The 14,058-nt window shown below is 71.1% G+C and carries 11 protein-coding genes; 7 read left to right on the forward strand and 4 right to left on the reverse strand.

Annotation, left to right across the window (positions count from 1 at the left end; all coding sequences use genetic code 11):
* The first annotated feature begins 183 nt into the window (after positions 1-183).
* Together AB0E14_RS03510 and AB0E14_RS03515 are read left to right on the forward strand one after the other, a co-directional pair.
* A complete protein-coding gene (locus AB0E14_RS03510; RefSeq protein WP_362411229.1) occupies positions 184-1,647 on the forward strand; it encodes an amino acid permease in 1,464 nt (487 codons plus the stop codon).
* A 121-nt stretch (positions 1,648-1,768) separates the two neighbouring features.
* Entirely contained in the window at positions 1,769-3,076 is a 1,308-nt protein-coding gene (locus AB0E14_RS03515) for an FAD-binding oxidoreductase (protein WP_362411232.1), read from the forward strand.
* A gap of 21 nt (positions 3,077-3,097) precedes the next feature.
* On the opposite strand, the gene AB0E14_RS03520 is transcribed toward AB0E14_RS03515, so the two are convergent.
* Positions 3,098-3,691, reverse strand: a complete 594-nt coding sequence (locus AB0E14_RS03520; RefSeq protein ID WP_362411235.1) for a biotin transporter BioY — start codon at positions 3,689-3,691, stop codon at positions 3,098-3,100.
* Positions 3,692-3,979: 288 nt separating this feature from the next.
* On the opposite strand from AB0E14_RS03520, the gene AB0E14_RS03525 reads away from it, so the two are divergent.
* From AB0E14_RS03525 to AB0E14_RS03535, 3 genes are all read left to right on the forward strand, one after another.
* Positions 3,980-5,374, forward strand: a complete 1,395-nt coding sequence (locus AB0E14_RS03525; protein WP_362411238.1) for an amino acid permease — start codon at positions 3,980-3,982, stop codon at positions 5,372-5,374.
* A 115-nt stretch (positions 5,375-5,489) separates the two neighbouring features.
* The gene (locus tag AB0E14_RS03530) at positions 5,490-6,911 is read left to right on the forward strand and encodes an amino acid permease (RefSeq protein WP_362411241.1); all 1,422 of its coding nucleotides are present in this window, start codon (positions 5,490-5,492) and stop codon (positions 6,909-6,911) included.
* Positions 6,912-7,112: 201 nt separating this feature from the next.
* Complete coding sequence (locus AB0E14_RS03535; protein WP_362411244.1) at positions 7,113-7,757, forward strand: superoxide dismutase; 645 nt, start codon at positions 7,113-7,115, stop codon at positions 7,755-7,757.
* Positions 7,758-7,908: 151 nt separating this feature from the next.
* Here AB0E14_RS03535 and AB0E14_RS03540 read toward each other — a convergent pair whose 3' ends face one another.
* Positions 7,909-8,544, reverse strand: a complete 636-nt coding sequence (locus AB0E14_RS03540) for a DsbA family protein (RefSeq protein WP_362411247.1) — start codon at positions 8,542-8,544, stop codon at positions 7,909-7,911.
* A gap of 136 nt (positions 8,545-8,680) precedes the next feature.
* Between AB0E14_RS03540 and pepN the strand changes: the two genes are divergently transcribed.
* Entirely contained in the window at positions 8,681-11,248 is a 2,568-nt protein-coding gene (gene pepN, locus AB0E14_RS03545; RefSeq protein WP_362411250.1) for an aminopeptidase N, read from the forward strand.
* A 181-nt stretch (positions 11,249-11,429) separates the two neighbouring features.
* The gene (locus AB0E14_RS03550; RefSeq protein ID WP_362411253.1) at positions 11,430-12,284 is read left to right on the forward strand and encodes a hypothetical protein; all 855 of its coding nucleotides are present in this window, start codon (positions 11,430-11,432) and stop codon (positions 12,282-12,284) included.
* A 12-nt stretch (positions 12,285-12,296) separates the two neighbouring features.
* On the opposite strand, the gene AB0E14_RS03555 is transcribed toward AB0E14_RS03550, so the two are convergent.
* Both AB0E14_RS03555 and AB0E14_RS03560 read right to left on the reverse strand, forming a co-directional pair.
* Entirely contained in the window at positions 12,297-13,460 is a 1,164-nt protein-coding gene (locus tag AB0E14_RS03555; RefSeq protein ID WP_362411256.1) for a serine hydrolase domain-containing protein, read from the reverse strand.
* Between the two features lie 107 nt (positions 13,461-13,567).
* Positions 13,568-14,035: an NUDIX hydrolase gene (locus AB0E14_RS03560; RefSeq protein WP_362411259.1), complete on the reverse strand. Its 468-nt coding sequence runs from the start codon at positions 14,033-14,035 to the stop codon at positions 13,568-13,570.
* Positions 14,036-14,058 lie beyond the last annotated feature (23 nt).

Raw genomic sequence — 14,058 nt, forward strand, 5'->3', positions numbered from 1 at the left:
GTTCCGAGTGTGGCACGCGCGGGGCGGGGTAGCGGTCAGCGGGGTCGGGGCCTTGGTCCGGATCGGTATGGACCTTTGGCCCTTACGCAACGATCCGGAGTCGGCCCTTCCGATCTCGCCGCAGTCCGGTGTTCAATGCTCGGGCTCGTGACCCGAGTGCCCCACAGACGTAAGGAAGCGTTCATGAACACGCAGCCGACCCTTGCGAAGGAAGGCAGCGCCACCGGAAACCCCGGTGATTCGCAGTCGTCCGACGGACTCAAGGCCGGTCTCAAGAACCGTCACCTCTCCATGATCGCCATCGGTGGCGTCATCGGCGCCGGACTGTTCGGCGGCTCCGCCGCCGGCATCCAGGCCGCCGGCCCCGGCATCCTGCTGTCCTACGCGCTCGTGGGCACCATGGTCGTCTTCGTGATGCGGATGCTCGGCGAGATGTCGGTCGCCAACCCGACCTCCGGCTCCTTCTCGGCCCACGCCGACCGGGCGCTCGGACGCTGGGCGGGCTTCTCCATCGGCTGGCTGTACTGGTTCTTCTGGGTCGTCGTGCTCGCCGTCGAGGCGACCATGGGCGCGGACATCCTCAACGGCTGGATCCCGGCCGTCCCGCAGTGGGCCTGGGCGCTCATCGTGATGGTCGTCCTGACCGCCACCAACCTCGGCTCGGTCGCCTCCTACGGCGAGTTCGAGTTCTGGTTCGCGGGCATCAAGGTCGTCGCCATCGCCGCCTTCATCGTGGTCGGCGGGCTCGCGATCTTCGGCGTGCTGCCGGGCGCGGACACCTCGGCCGCCGGTCTGAGCAACCTCACCGAGCACGGCGGCTTCCTGCCGAACGGCTACGGCGCGATCCTCACCGGCATCCTGATGGTCGTCTTCTCCTTCATGGGCAGCGAGATCGTCACCCTCGCCGCCGGCGAGTCCTCGGACCCGCGCCGCGCGGTCGCCAAGGCCACCAACAGCGTGATCTGGCGGGTCGGCATCTTCTACCTCGGCTCGATCCTGGTGGTCGTCTCGCTGCTGCCGTGGAACGACCCGTCGCTGCAGAAGGACGGCTCGTACGTCGCGGCGCTGAACTCCATCGGCATCCCGCACGCCGGCCAGATCATGAACGTGATCATCCTGACCGCGGTGCTGTCCTGCCTGAACTCGGGCCTCTACACCGCCTCCCGCATGGCCTTCTCCCTCGGCCGCCGCGGTGACGCGCCGAAGGCCTTCGCCAAGCTCAACTCGAAGGGCGTGCCGCAGGCCGCCACCCTCGGCTCGGTGATCTTCGGCTTCGTCGCGGTCTTCTTCAACTACAAGTGGCCCGACACCGTCTTCGCCTTCCTGCTGAACGCGTCCGGTGCCATCGCCCTCTTCGTCTGGCTGGTCATCTGCTTCTCGCAGCTGCGCATGCGCAAGATCATCCTGCGCGAGTCCCCGGAGAAGCTGCTCGTCAAGATGTGGCTGTTCCCGTACCTGACCTGGGCGACCATCGCGATGATCGTCTTCGTCCTCGGCTACATGCTCTACAACGGCGGCTCGGCCCGTGAGCAGGTCGTCCTGTCGCTGCTCGTGGCGGGCCTGGTCGTGGCCGTCGCCGTGATCCGCGACCGCTTCGGCAAGACCGCGGAGCCGGCCGACGCCGTGGAGACCGCCGCGAAGGACTGACTCCGCACGCGCGTCCACCGGCGTATCCGTAGACGCATCCATACCTGACGGGTTCTGTCAGGTATCGGCGAGAAGCTCTCCGTGTCCCCAGGGAATCCCCCAAGGAACGGAGAGCTTTCTCATGTCCCTCACCGCCCAGCACGTCTTCCGCCCCGGCGACGCCGGATACGACGAGGAGCTCGCCGGCTACCAGACCGGCTTCGCCGTCCGCCCCGAGCTGATCGTCGGCGCCACCGGCGCCGAGGAGGTCCGGGCGGCCGTCGCGTACGCCGCCGGGCGCGGGCTGCCGGTCGGCGTCCACGCCACCGGGCACGGGCTGCCCCGGGCCACCGAGGGCGGGCTGCTGATCACCACACGCCGGATGGACCGGCTACGGATCGACGCGGACGCCCGCGTCGCGCGGCTGGCGGCCGGGGTGCGCTGGGCGCGGGTCGTCGAGGCCGCCGCCGCGCACGGCCTCGCCCCGCTGAACGGCTCCGCGCCGAGCGTCGGCGCGGTCGGGTACACGCTCGGCGGCGGGCTCGGGATCCTCGCCCGCGAGTACGGCTGGGCCGCCGACCACGTGCGGTCCCTGGAACTGGTCACGGCCGACGGCACCCTGCGCGAGGTGACCGCGTCGAGCGACCCGGAGCTGTTCGCGGGGCTGCTCGGCGGCGGGCACGGCCTGGGCGTGGTGACCGCCCTGGAGACCGGCCTGGTCCCGGTGGCCCGGCTCTACGGCGGGGCGATCGCCTTCGACGGCGCCCTGACCGACCCGGCCGCGGTCCTGCGCGCGTACGCGCGGTGGACCGGGACCCTGCCGGAGACCCTGACCTCGTCGCTGGCCGCGGTCGCCTACCCGGACCTCCCGATGCTGCCGCCGCAGCTGCGCGGGCGGTACGTGATCTCGGTGCGGGTCGCCTTCACCGGGGACGCGGCCGAGGGCGAACGGCTGGTGGCCCCGCTGCGCGCGATCGGCCCGGCGCTCTCCGACTCGCTGCGGGAGCTGCGGTACACCGACAGCCACACGATCCACAGCGACCCGGACTTCCCGCACGCCTACTGGGGCGACGGGATCATGCTGAGCGCGCTCGATCCGGACGCGGCCGCCGCGGTGCTCGACGTGACCGGGCCGAAGGCCGGCCGGATGGCGATCGTGCAGCTCAACCACCTGGGCGGGGCGCTGGCGAAGGAGCGGCCGAACACCGTGCCGTACCGCGAGGCGGCCTTCCTGGTGCGCGCGCTCTACCCGCTGGACGCGGACGGCGTGGAGCCGGTCCGCGCGCTCCACGCGCGCGTGGAGGGGGCGTTGGCGCCGTGGGCGCTGGGCCGGGCGGTCAACTTCGTCTTCGGCGACGGACGGGCGAAGGAGGAGCTGTACGACGCGGAGACGCGGAAGAGGCTCGCCCGGCTGAAGTCGGAACTCGACCCGGCGAACCTCTTCGGATGAAGCCTGTGACGGAGCTGAGGCTCAGCCCTTGCCGCCGAGCAGCTTCCACGCGGTCGGGAGCACGCCCATCGCGAGGGCGGCCTTGAGCGCGTCGCCGATCAGGAACGGGGTCAGGCCGGCGGCGACCGCCTGCGGGAGGGTCATCCCGGTGGCGAAGGCCAGGTACGGCACGCCGACCGCGTAGATGACCGCGGAGCCGAGCACCATCGTGCCGGCCGTGCGGAGCACGGACCGGTCGGCGCCGCGCCGCGCGAGGGCGCCGACGACGGTGGCGGCGAGCAGCATGCCGAGGATGTAGCCGAAGGAGGGCATCGCGTAGCCGGAGGAGGCCTGGGCGAACCACGGCACGCCCGCCATGCCCACGACCGCGTACAGCGCGAGGGAGAGGAAGCCGCGGCGGGCGCCGAGGGCGGTGCCGACGAGCAGGGCCGCGAAGGTCTGGCCGGAGACCGGGACCGGCGAGCCGGGAACCGGGACGGCGATCTGCGCGGCGATGCCGGTGAGCGCGGCGCCGCCGACGACGAGGGCGATGTCCCGGGCGCGGGAGGACGGCAGCAGGTCGGCCAGGACCGTCCCGGAGCGGAGGGGACGGACGGGGGCGGTGGCGGTGCTCATCGGTACTCCGCGGGGGTGAGGGAGGTCAGGACAGGTCGACCGTAGTCGAGGGGTGAGCGCGCGATCACCATCAGCCGCCCACAAAGGGGAGCTTGAGCGCTTGGTGGGGATCACACAAAGAAGCGGATCCATGCCTCGCGCCACGTGACGCTTGTCACGGCGATGAGCTGGACCGGGGGCCATTTTGCGCCAAGGGGCGGTCAGCGGGGAGACTGTGGGTTCCCCATAAACACCTCCGGGGCCTGCCCCGGAGTCTCCGCACCGCTTCCGAAGGCACGAGCCCCCCACATGCACGACGCACCTCCTGCCGCCCCCGCTCCCCTGGCCCCCGAACCCGAGCCGCTCTCCCACGGGCTGAAGCAGCGTCATCTGACGATGCTGGGGCTCGGCGGGGTGATCGGCGCCGGGCTCTTCGTCGGCTCGGGCGCGGGCATCGCGGTCGCCGGCCCCGGGATCGTCCTCTCGTACCTGATCGCGGGCACGCTCGCCATGCTGGTCATGCGGATGCTCGGCGAGATGTCGGCGGCGATGCCGGCGTCGGGCGCCTTCTCCGTCCACGCCGAGCGGGCGCTCGGCCGCTGGGCGGGCTTCTCGGTGGGCTGGCTGTACTGGTTCCTGCTGGTCGTGGTCCTCGCGGTGGAGGCGACGGGCGCGGCGCAGATCGCGCACGGCTGGGTGCCGGGGGTCCCGCAGTGGGGCTGGGTGCTGATCTTCATGGTCGTGTTCACCGTCGCCAACCTGGCGGCGGTGAAGAACTTCGGCGAGTTCGAGTTCTGGTTCGCGGCCCTGAAGGTCGGCGCGATCGTGCTCTTCCTCGCCCTGGGCACGCTCGCGATCGTCGGCCTGCTCCCCGACACCGATCCGGTGGGCCTGGCGAACCTCACGGGCCAGGGCGGCTTCCTGCCCAACGGCTGGGGCGGGGTCGTCTCCGGTGTTCTCGCCGTCGTCTTCGCCTTCGGCGGCCTGGAGGTCGTCACCATCGCCGCCGCCGAGTCGGACGACCCGGCGCGCAACGTGGCCCGCGCGGTGCGCAGCGCCGTCTGGCGCATCCTCTTCTTCTACGTGGGTTCGATGCTGGTCATCGTGACCCTGCTGCCCTGGACCTCGATGACGCCGGGTCAGTCGCCGTACGTCGCCGTCCTCGACTCGATCGGGGTCCCGGCGGCCGGCCAGATCATGAACATCGTGGTCTTCGTGGCGCTGCTGTCGGCGCTCAACGCCAATCTGTACGGCTCCTCGCGGATGGTCTTCTCGCTCGCGGAGCGCGGTGAGGCGCCGAAGGGGCTGCTGAAGGTGGCGGGCGGGGGCGTGCCGCGCCGCGCGGTGCTGGCCTCGGTGGCGTTCGGGTTCGTCTCCGTGCTGCTCAATCTGAAGTGGCCGGATTCCGTCTTCCTCTACATGCTCAACGCCGTCGGCGCGGTGCTCCTCTTCGTCTGGGGTCTGATCGCGGTCTCGCAGCTGCGGCTGCGCCGCCGGATCGAGCGCGAGGCCCCGGAGACGCTGACGCTGCGGATGTGGGGCTTCCCGTGGCTGACCTGGACGGCGCTGGCCGCGATGGCGGCCGTCCTGGTGCTGATGCTGACCGACGACGGTGCGCGGCCGCAGGTGCTGTGGTCGGGCGCGGCCACCGGGGCGGTACTGCTCGTGGCATGGGTGCGCGAGATATGCACGAAGCGGAGGTAATCCTTCACCTTGTGTGAAGCTCGTGCCCGTATAGCGGACATCTGTTCCCTGTAAGCGGTACTCCCACCCAGACTGTGGGCCGTTCCCCCGTCTCAGGCAATGAACAGGGCTGCCCATGTCACGGACCACCGCGCCCGAGCCCGTCGACCGCAAGGCCGACGGGACGCCCCCCTCCCAGGGACTCACGCACGGCCTCAAGCAGCGTCATCTCTCGATGATCGCCCTCGGCGGCGTCATCGGCGCCGGCCTCTTCGTCGGCTCCGGTGCCGGCATCGCCGCCGCCGGCCCCTCGATCGTGGTCGCGTACGCCATCTCCGGGCTGCTCGTCATGCTCGTGATGCGCATGCTCGGCGAGATGTCGGCGGCCAACCCGGCCTCCGGCTCCTTCTCCGTCCACGCCGAGCGCGCCATCGGCCCGTGGGCCGGCTTCACGGCGGGCTGGTCCTTCTGGTTCCTGCTCTGCGTGGCCGTCGGCCTGGAGGGCATCGGCGCGGCGAAGATCATGACCGGCTGGTTCCCGGACAGCCCGGAGTGGGCCTGGGTCGCCCTCTTCATGCTGGTCTTCTGCGCGACCAACCTGGCGGCGGTGAAGAACTTCGGCGAGTTCGAGTTCTGGTTCGCCGCCCTGAAGGTCGGCGCGATCGTCCTCTTCCTCGGCATCGGCGTGCTCGCCATCGTCGGCGTCCTGCCCGGCTCGGACGCCCCCGGCACCGCGAACCTCACCGGCGACGGCGGCTTCTTCCCGAACGGCTCCGAGGGGCTGATCGTCGGTCTGCTCGCCTCGGTCTTCGCGTACGGCGGTCTGGAGACCGTCACCATCGCCGCCGCCGAGTCCGAGCACCCCGTGCAGGGCGTCGCGAAGGCGGTCCGCACGGCGATGTGGCGCATCGCGCTCTTCTACATCGGCTCGATGGCCGTCATCGTGACCCTGGTCCCGTGGGACGACAAGGCCGTCGTCGAGAAGGGCCCCTACGTCGCCACCCTCGACCACCTGGGCATCCCCGCGGCCGGCCAGATCATGAACGTGGTCGTACTGATCGCCCTGCTGTCGGCCATGAACGCCAACATCTACGGCGCCTCCCGGATGGCCACCTCGCTGGTCGCCCGCGGCCAGGGCCCGAAGGCGCTCGGCCGGACCTTCGGCGGCGTCCCGCGCCCCGCGGTGCTCGTCTCCTCGGTCTTCGGCTTCCTCTGCGTGCTGCTGAGCTACTGGCGGCCGGAGGACATCTTCATCTGGCTGCTCAACACCATCGGCGCGATCATCCTCGTCGTCTGGTTCTTCATCGCCGTCTCGCAGCTGCTGCTGCGCCGCCGCACCGAGCGCGAGGCGCCGGAGAAGCTCGTCGTGAAGATGTGGGCCTTCCCGGTGCTCACCTGGGTGGCGCTCGCCGGCATGGCGGCGATCTTCTTCCTGATGGCCCGCGAGGAGGGCACCAGGGTCCAGCTGTACTGGACCGGCGGCCTGACGGCGCTGCTCGCGGCGGTCGGCTTCGCGCTGCAGAAGAAGCGCGGGGCGCGGGAGCCGCAGGACTCCTGAACGCACGACGCCCGAGCGCACGACGCCTGAGCGCACGACGCATCCGTACGGAAGCCCCCGGACCGGTCTCGGTCCGGGGGCTTCCGTGTTTCTCCGCCACGAGTCCTAGGACCGATGACTGATCAACTCGGGGCGGTGCTGCTGTTAGCCTGCACCTGCATATAGGTTGCAATAACTCAGTAGCAGCGAGAGGCTCGGCACATGGCGATCTACACCCTTCCGGAACTGCCGTACGACTACGCGGCTCTGGAGCCGGTGATCAACCCCCAGATCATCGAGCTGCACCACGACAAGCACCACGCCGCGTACGTCAAGGGCGCCAACGACACCCTTGAGCAGCTGGAAGAGGCGCGCGACAAGGAGCAGTGGGGCTCGATCAACGGCCTGGAGAAGAACCTCGCGTTCCACCTCTCCGGCCACATCCTCCACAGCATCTACTGGAACAACATGAACAGCCCGAAGGAGGGTGGCGGCGGCGAGCCGCTGGCCGCCGACGGGGTCGGCGACCTCGCCGACGCGATCACCGAGTCGTTCGGTTCCTTCGCCAAGTTCAAGTCCCAGCTGACCAAGGCCTCCGCCACCACCCAGGGCTCCGGCTGGGGTGTCCTCGCCTACGAGCCGATCAGCGGCCGGCTGATCGTCGAGCAGGTCTACGACCACCAGGGCAACGTCGGCCAGGGCTCGATCCCGGTCCTCGTCTTCGACGCCTGGGAGCACGCCTTCTACCTGCAGTACAAGAACCAGAAGGTGGACTTCATCGAGGCCATGTGGCAGGTCGTCAACTGGCAGGACGTGAACAAGCGCTACCAGGCGGCCAAGACGTCCGTCCCGCTGATCTCCTTCTGATCCGCGTTCCGCGCCGCCCTCCGGTCCCCGTCCGGACCGGGCCCCGCTCGTCCTGCTCGTGATCGTCTTCTCAACCTTCACTCGCAGGCGGATGAAAGAAGGACCCCCGCGATGACGTGAATCGCGGGGGTCCTTCCATGCCCGGGGGCGGTCACTCGAAGCTCGGGGCCGCCGTCCGCGTCCGCTTGATCTCGTAGAAGCCGGGCGTCGCCGCCACCAGCAGCGTGCCGTCCCACAGCCGGGCCGCCGCCTCGCCGCGCGGGGTCGGCGTGACGACCGGGCCGAAGAAGGCGACCTCGTCGCCGTCGGCGCCCGGCACCGAGATGACCGGCGTACCGACGTCCTGGCCGACCTTCTCTATGCCCTCCTTGTGGGAGGCGCGCAGCTCGGCGTCGTACGTGTCCTTGTCGGCGTAGTCCGCGAGGTCGGCCGGCAGGCCGACGTCCGCGAGGGCGCCGGCGATCGCCTCGCGCGTCGGGCCCTCGCCGTTGTTGTGGAAGCGGGTGCCGAGCGCGGTGTAGAGCTTGCCGACGACCTCGTCGCCGTGCAGCTGCTGGGCCGCGATCACCACGCGGACCGGGCCCCAGGCCTTGGTCTCCAGCATGTCGCGGTAATCCGCCGGGAGCTCGTCGAGCTTGTCCTCGTTGAGGACCGCCAGGCTCATCACCTTCCACCGGACATCGACCGGGCGGACCTTCTCGACCTCCAGCATCCAGCGGGAGGTCATCCAGGCCCACGGGCACAGCGGGTCGAACCAGAAGTCGGCGGTGGTCCTGCTCTCGGACATGTCACTCCTCTTGGACGGATACCTGTACGCCGTCCGGAGCAACGTCTCACCCCGGCCGGGGCATTCCCCGAGTGCCGCCCGACAGTGGCACATGGGAGGATCGGTGCTGTTTCGAACGAGCCACGAAGGAGTGACCGTGCCCGGTGAGAATCTGTCCCGCGACGAGGCCCGCGAGCGGGCCGAGCTGCTGTCCGTCGACGGGTACGAGGTCGCCCTGGACCTGCGCTCGGCGGTCGGGGAGTCGAGCGAGAAGGTCCGCACCTTCCGCTCGGTGACGACGATCCGGTTCCGGCGCACGGGCACGGGCACCACCACCTTCGTCGACCTGATCGCCCCCGCCGTCACCTCGGTGGAGCTGAACGGCCGCGCGCTCGACCCGGCCACCGTCTTCGACGGCGCGCGGATCGCCCTGGACGGCCTGGCCGACGAGAACGTGCTCGTGGTCGACGCCCAGTGCGCGTACAGCCGGACGGGCGAGGGCATGCACCGCTTCGTCGACCCCGAGGACGGCGAGGTCTACCTCTACACGCAGTACGAGCCGGCCGACGCCCGCCGCGTGTACGCCACCTTCGAGCAGCCCGACCTGAAGGCCCCGCACCTCTTCTCGGTGACGGCCCCCGAGGGCTGGACGGTGTGGAGCAACGGCGCCGGGGAGCGGGACGCCGAGGGCGTGTGGCGGTTCGCGGAGACGGCGCCGATCTCGACGTACATCACCTGTGTCGTCGCGGGTCCCTACCACTACGTCACGGACACCTACCGGCGCACGCTGGCCGACGGGACCGATCTTGAGATCCCGCTCGGCGCGATGTGCCGCAAGGGGCTCGCCAAGCACTTCGACGCGGACGACGTCTTCCTGATCACCAAGCAGGGCTTCGACTTCTTCCACGACAACTTCGACTTCCCCTACCCCTTCGGCAAGTACGACCAGGCCTTCGTCCCCGAGTACAACCTCGGCGCGATGGAGAACCCGGGCATGGTGACCTTCCGCGAGGAGTACATCTACCGGGGCAAGGTCACGCGGGCCGCGTACGAGCGCCGCGCCAACGTGATCCTGCACGAGATGGCGCACATGTGGTTCGGCGACCTCGTCACCATGGTGTGGTGGGACGACCTGTGGCTGAAGGAGTCCTTCGCCGACTTCATGGGCTCCTTCGTGCTGGCCGAGGCGACCCGGTTCACCAACAGCTGGGTCACCTTCGCCAACAACCGCAAGTCCTGGGCGTACCGCGCCGACCAGCTGCCGTCCACCCACCCGATCACGGCCGACATCCGTGACCTGGAGGACGCCAAGCTCAACTTCGACGGCATCACGTACGCCAAGGGCGCCTCGGTCCTGAAGCAGCTCGTGGCGTACGCGGGCCGGGACGCGTTCCTGGAGGGCGCGCGCCGCTACTTCAAGCGGCACGCGTACGGGAACACGCGTCTGGCCGACCTGCTCTCCGTCCTGGAGGAGACCTCCGGGCGCGACATGAAGGCCTGGTCGCGGTCCTGGCTGCAGACCTCGGGCGTCAACACGCTGACGCCGGAGGTGACGTACGACGCGGAGGGCCGGATCACCGAGCTGGCCGTCGTCCAGGGCGGCGAGGAGCTGCGCCCGCACCGGGCCGCCGTCGGCCTCTACAAGCTGTCCGCCGACGGCGAGCTCGTGCGGTACGCGCGGGCCGAGGCCGACGTGGTCGGCGCGCGGACCGTCGTGGCCGAACTGGCCGGCTCGGACCGGCCCGATCTGGTGCTCGTCAACGACGACGACCTGACGTACTGCAAGGTCCGCTTCGACGAGGGCTCGCTCGCGACCCTGCGGGAGCACCTGGGCGACATCACGGACCCGCTCGCGCGGGCGCTGTGCTGGTCGGCGCTGTGGAACCTGACCCGGGACGGCCTGATGCCCGCCCGTGACTTCGTCGCGGTCGCGCTCGCCTTCGCGGGCCGCGAGACGGACATCGGCGTGCTCCAGATGGTGCACGCCTGGGCGCGCTCGGCGGTCACGCACTACGCGGCACCCGCGTGGCGCGCGGAGGGCGGCCGGCTGCTCGCCGAGGGCGGGCTGCGCGAGCTGCGGGTGGCCGAGCCGGGCAGCGAGCACCAGCTGACCTGGGCGCGCTTCTTCGCGGCCGCGGCCGGGTCGGAGGCGGACTTCCAGCTCCTCGAGGGTCTGCTCGACGGCTCGGCGAAGATCGACGGCCTGGAGGTCGACCAGGAGCTGCGCTGGGCGTTCCTGGAGCCGCTGGCCACGCACGGCCGCGCGGACGAGGCCCGGATCGGCGAGGAGCTGTCCCGCGACGACACGGCGACCGGCAAGCGGCACCAGGTGCGCTGCCTGGCCGCCCGGCCCTCGGCGGCGGTCAAGGCGCAGGCCTGGGCGCAGGTCGTCGAGTCGGACACGCTGTCGAACGCGCTGGTGGAGGCGACGATCGCGGGCTTCGTCCAGCCCTCGCAGCGCGAGCTGATCGCGCCGTACGCGGAGAAGTACTTCGCGGCGATCGAGCGGATCTGGTCGGAGCGTTCCATCCAGATCGGCATGGACGTGGTCCGCGGGCTGTTCCCGGGCCTCCAGGACGACGAGTCGACGCTGACGGCGACGGACGCCTGGCTGAGCGCGCACGAGGGCGCCGCGCCGGCGCTGCGGCGGCTCGTCCTGGAGTCGCGCGACGACCTGGCGCGGGCGCTGCGGGCGCAGGTCTGCGACGCGGGCGCGGACGCGTAGCGCACGGGGATCCCGAACGGTTGTCGTGGGCGGCGCTCCTGATGGGGCGCCGCCCACGGCGTTCCGGCAAGCAACCCTCATCGGCACTCGAACGCGCGTACTTTAGGGCGAAGTTGTCCCGGTTCGGCGACGTGCTTGTAACAGCGGTTAGCGGGGCCTCCGGGAGCGGAAGACCCCCGGCATGAACCAGAACACCCCCATCACCCCCCGGCCCCTCCCCCTCACCGCCGACCGGCTGCGGGCGGCGCTGCTCCACGCGCACCGGCCCGGCGCCGCGCCCGCCGCCCGGGAGACCGAGGCGATGATCACCGGGCTCGCAGCGCTCGCCGTGCACGGCTTCTCCTCCGCTCCCCCGCTGCTCGCCCTGGACCGGATCGACGTCCTGGTCCCGCGCACCCGCCGGCTGCGCTCCACCCACACGGTCCGGGTGGTGCGCGCGCACGACATGCCCGAGCCGCTGGAGCTCGGCGGGGTTCCCGTCGCGCCGGTCGCGCGGGCGCTCGCGGACGCGGTGTCCGCGCTGACCGACGCGCCCACGGTGCGCGGGTTGCTCACCGAGGCGGTACGCGGCGGGCACTGCGAACCCGGCACGGTGGTACGGGAGTTGAACCGGGCGCGGCTGCTGAACCGGCCGCACGTGGTGGACGCCGTCGACTCGCTGCTCGCGGAGGGCCGCGGCATCGCCGAGGAGCGGCTGTACGAGATGGTCCGGGAGTTCGGGCTCCCGGACCCGATGTGGAACGTGGACCTGCGGCTGCCGGGCGGCCCGCACCTCGGCGGCGTGGACGCCTACTGGCCCGACCAGGCGGTGGCCCTGGAGCTGGACACCCGGGCGCCCCGGCAGGACGACGACGCGCTCTGGTCGGAGTACACCCGCAAGCGCGAGCACCTGGAGCGGCTCGGCATCACGGTCGTCCACATCACTCCGCGCAAGCTGCGCGAGGCGATGGACCAGCAGGCCACCGTGGTCCGTACGGCCCTGATGGCCGCGTCGGACCGGCAGCCCGCCGCCTACGTCGTCGTCCTGCCCCGCTGAGCGGGCGCCGCGTCAACTCTTCGGAGCACCCTTCGGAGCCGTACCGCAGAACTCGGCCTCGACGACGGTCTGACTCTCCCCGACCCAGTCCGCGTTGAAGTTCATGGCGAGCGAGTGCTCGCCGTCCCGGGTGGTGACGGCCTGCGAGGAGGAGCCGTGGATGCCACCGCCGTGGCCCCAGACCTCCTTGCCACAGCTCAGCTTCACCTGCATCAGCCCCAGGCCGTAGTGGACGCCGGGGGCCACCTCGCCCACCGGCACGGCCCGCGTCAGCTCGCGCATCTCGGCCTTCGGGAGCAGCTTCCCCTTGAGCAGGGCCCGGTAGAACGTCTGCAGGTCGTTGGAGTCGGAGATCATCTCGCCCGCCGCGTACGCGAGGGACGGGTTCAGCTCGGTGACGTCGTACACCTTCGTCGCGTTCGGGTCGATCGAGAGCGTCGAGAACGCGCGTGAACTCGGCTGCGGCATCCGCGCCTTCGTCCCGGGGACGCTGGTGGCCCGCAGCTTGAGCGGCCCCAGGATCCGCCGCTCGACCTCCTTGCCGTACGGGCGGCCGGTGACCTTCTCGATCACCATGCCCGCGAGGACGTAGTTGGTGTTGGAGTAGGACCAGGAGGTGCCCGGCGCGAAGGTCGGCTCGTGGGTCATGGCGACGGCGACGAGCTGCTCCGGGGTCCAGGTGTCGTAGCGGTGCTTCAGGAACTCCTCGCCGAAGACCTTCTGCTGGAAGCCGGGGTCGGAGGTGACGTCGTAGACGCCGCTGGTGTGGTTGAGGAGCTGCCGAACGGTCATCTTGCTTCCGTCGTGACCGTTGCCCCGGACGACGCCCGGCAGCCACTTCTCGACCGGGTCGTCCAGGTCGAGCCGGCCCTCGGCCTGGAGCTGGAGGAGGACGGTGGCGACGAAGGTCTTGGTGATCGAGCCGACCCGGTAGCGGTCCTGGCCGCCGCGCTCGCCCGCCGTCCCGGTCCAGCCGGACCGGCCGGAGCGGGCCTGGGCCACGGCCCCGGGCACCCCTTCGGCGACCGCCGCGTCGAGGGCCCGCTGGGTGACGGTGTGGTCGGGCTTCTTCGGTGCGGTGGCGGCGACGGCGGGCGCGGCGAGCGCTCCCGCGGTGAGCGCGGCGGTGGCGGCCGTCGCGGCGAGGAGGGTGCGGGCGAGGCGTGCGGAGGTCATGCGGGTTCCCCTGTTTCTGTGCGGTCCTGCGGGTGTACTGCGGTCGCGGGAGGGGACCCGGAAGGCGGGGCGGAGGGTTGAGCGGGGTCGCTCCGGTTGAGCGGTATTCAGCCGTTCGCCGGGTCGGCGAGGCGGGAGCGGCCGACGGGCGGCCGTTCGCGCCACAACTGCAGCCCGATGTCGACGAGTTCGACCCTGGTGAGGTCGGGGACGGCGGCGAGGGGGTGCCAGGCGGCGAGGTCCGTGGAGCCGCCGGTCTCGTTGCGCAGGGAGCCGCCGGTGATCCGGGATTCGTAGATGATCCGCAGGCCCTGGAAGTCGCCGGGGCCGCCGAGCCTGCGCAGCCAGCCGCGCCGGATGGAGTCGATGCCGAGCAGGGCGACCGGCTCGGTCAGATAGCCGGTCTCCTCCTCGACCTCGCGGACGACGGTGTCCACGGGCTCCTCGCCGTGGTCCATCCCGCCGCCGGGCAGCGTCCAGCGCTTGGCGCCCGCCCGGTCCACCCAGCGGGCGAGGAGGATCTCGTCGTCACGGACACACACGGCGTAGGCCGCCACCCTCAACTCCTGCTTCATGGAGCGAGGTTAGAGGCAGCGGG

Source organism: Streptomyces sp. NPDC047981, assembly GCF_040653315.1.
Taxonomy (GTDB): domain Bacteria; phylum Actinomycetota; class Actinomycetes; order Streptomycetales; family Streptomycetaceae; genus Streptomyces.

Excerpts from the sequence above, each read along its gene's own strand:
- AB0E14_RS03525 (WP_362411238.1), top strand. The coding sequence starts at position 3,980 with ATGCACGACGCACCTCCTGCCGCCCCCGCTCCCCTGGCCCCCGAACCC.
- AB0E14_RS03535 (WP_362411244.1), top strand. The coding sequence starts at position 7,113 with ATGGCGATCTACACCCTTCCGGAACTGCCGTACGACTACGCGGCTCTG.
- AB0E14_RS03560 (WP_362411259.1), bottom strand. The coding sequence starts at position 14,035 with ATGAAGCAGGAGTTGAGGGTGGCGGCCTACGCCGTGTGTGTCCGTGAC.
- AB0E14_RS03555 (WP_362411256.1), bottom strand. The coding sequence starts at position 13,460 with ATGACCTCCGCACGCCTCGCCCGCACCCTCCTCGCCGCGACGGCCGCC.
- AB0E14_RS03515 (WP_362411232.1), top strand. The coding sequence starts at position 1,769 with ATGTCCCTCACCGCCCAGCACGTCTTCCGCCCCGGCGACGCCGGATAC.
- AB0E14_RS03550 (WP_362411253.1), top strand. The coding sequence starts at position 11,430 with ATGAACCAGAACACCCCCATCACCCCCCGGCCCCTCCCCCTCACCGCC.
- AB0E14_RS03520 (WP_362411235.1), bottom strand. The coding sequence starts at position 3,691 with ATGAGCACCGCCACCGCCCCCGTCCGTCCCCTCCGCTCCGGGACGGTC.
- AB0E14_RS03530 (WP_362411241.1), top strand. The coding sequence starts at position 5,490 with ATGTCACGGACCACCGCGCCCGAGCCCGTCGACCGCAAGGCCGACGGG.
- AB0E14_RS03540 (WP_362411247.1), bottom strand. The coding sequence starts at position 8,544 with ATGTCCGAGAGCAGGACCACCGCCGACTTCTGGTTCGACCCGCTGTGC.
- AB0E14_RS03510 (WP_362411229.1), top strand. The coding sequence starts at position 184 with ATGAACACGCAGCCGACCCTTGCGAAGGAAGGCAGCGCCACCGGAAAC.